At 77.1% G+C, this 2,028-nt stretch carries 2 protein-coding genes; both read right to left on the reverse strand.

The genetic code is table 11. The features are described 5' to 3' along the window. A partial coding sequence (locus ACWDX9_RS62695; protein WP_449973350.1) for an ATP-binding protein occupies positions 1 to 1,489 on the reverse strand: 1,489 nt, incomplete at its 3' end. Beyond that, on the reverse strand, positions 1,486 to 2,028 hold a 543-nt coding region (locus ACWDX9_RS62700), incomplete at its 5' end, for a histidine phosphatase family protein (RefSeq protein WP_449973351.1). The genes ACWDX9_RS62700 and ACWDX9_RS62695, both read right to left, overlap by 4 nt.

The raw sequence follows: 2,028 nt of genomic DNA on the forward strand, positions 1-2,028 counted from the left end.
GCGGGGTGCGCGAGCGCGACCGCCGCCCCGCAGCGCCCTCGCCGACCCCGGGCACCTCCAGCAACGGCACCCGGTACGGCGCCGCCACCCCGGCCACCCGCCCGGCTCCTTCCTTCCCCAGCCCTCCGCTGTGCTCCGGCACCGCGCCATCGGGCCCTGTGCCCTCGACGCCCGGCGGCATTTCCCTGCTCCCGGCCGCCTGCGCGGCATCGTCGGACGCCGTCGGGTACCTCCCGTCAAACGCACGGTCCTGCCGGTGCCCGCCATCCAGCCCGGGCCCGCCACCCTCGGGCCCTTGGGGACCGCCGTCCTCGGGCCCATCCTCGGGCCCGCCTTCGGGACCGCCTTCCGGCCCGCCTTCCGGGCCGCCGGGTGGCGGGGTGCCGTCTCCGGCCGTCGTCGGCGAGCCCTCCGGCCCACCAGGTCCGGAAATATCAGGACCTCTGCCGTCGGGGTCGTCCGGATCCTCCTCATCCCCCGACGTCCTCTCCAGCAGCTCGTCCAGCAGGCCCTCGTCCAGCCCTGGCGCGTCGAACGGATCGCGCCGCCGCCGGTGCGGCAGCGACAGCCGGGCCGCGGCGCGCACGTCCTCGGTGGTCACCACGTCCCTGCCCTGCCAGGCGGCGTGGGCGATGGCGGTGCTCGCCGTCACCAGGTCGGCCCGCAGGCCGTCCACCTCGAACGCCGCGCACACGGTCGCGATCTGCCGCAGCCGCGCGTCGGGCAGCCGCACACCCGGCACCCGGGCGCGGGCCTGCGCGATCCGGCTCGCCAGCGCCGTTTCCTCGGCCGCCCACCGGGCGGCGAACGCGCCGGGGTCCGCGTCGAAGGCGAGCCGCCTGCGCACCACCTCGGCGCGCTCCTCCGGGTTCCTGGACGCCTTGACCTCGACGGTCAGCCCGAACCTGTCCAGCAACTGCGGCCGGAGCTCGCCCTCCTCCGGGTTCATGGTGCCGACCAGCAGGAACCTGGCGGCGTGCCGTACCGACACCGACTCGCGCTCCACGTAGCACGTGCCCAGGGCCGCCGCGTCGAGCAGCAGGTCGACGAGGTGGTCGTGGAGGAGGTTCACCTCGTCCACGTAGAGGACGCCGCGGTGGGCGGCGGCCAGCAGGCCCGGCTCGAACGCCTTCACGCCTTCCGTCAGCGCCCGCTCCACGTCCAGGGAGCCGACCAGCCGGTCCTCCGAGGCGCCGACCGGCAGCTCCACCAGCGCGGCCGGGCGCTCCAGCCCCTGGCCCCCGGGTTCGTGCGGCCCGTCCGGGCATCCGGCGTCGGGCGCGGCCGGGTCGCAGGCGAACCGGCAGCCGGGCACCACGTTCACGGCGGGCAGCTGGGCGGCCAGCGCGCGCACGATGGTCGACTTGGCGGTGCCCTTCTCCCCGCGTACGAGCACGCCGCCCGCCCGCGGGGAGACCGCGTTGAGCACCAGCGCCAGCTTCAGGTCGTCGAGCCCGACGACCGCGCTGAACGGATATGTGACGATCAAATCAGAACCTTCCGGTTGACATGGGCGACCCGCCAGCCGGCGCGCGTGACGGTCAGCTCGGTGACGGACAGCGGCGCGAGATCGAATCGGGCGGTGCTCAGCGGGTCCAGCCCGAGCGCGTGGCCGAGCGCCGCCCGGATGGCGCCCGCGTCGCAGACGGCGACGACGCCGGGCTCGGCGCGTACGGACTCGAGCCAGGCGGCGACCCGCCCGGCGTGCGCGGCCAGGCTCTCACCGCCGTGCGGGGCCGCGTGCGGGTCGGTCAGCCAGCTCGCCAGCGCGTCCGCCTCCTCCCGGGCGACCCGCTCGTACGGCAGGCCCCGCCACCGGCCGCAGTCCACCTCCGCCAGCGCCGGGACCACCCGCGCTTCCAGCCCGAGCGCGGCGACGGTCTGGCCGGCGGCAACGCTGGGAGCCGCCCACGCCGCCGCCCCGGCCGCACCCACGACCGCCGCCTCGGCCACAGGCCCAGCCACGGCCGCCGACCCCGGAGCCGCCCCGGTCCCCGACCCCGGAGCCGCCGCGGTCCTCGGCCCCAC

The organism is Nonomuraea sp. NPDC003201, assembly GCF_053590415.1.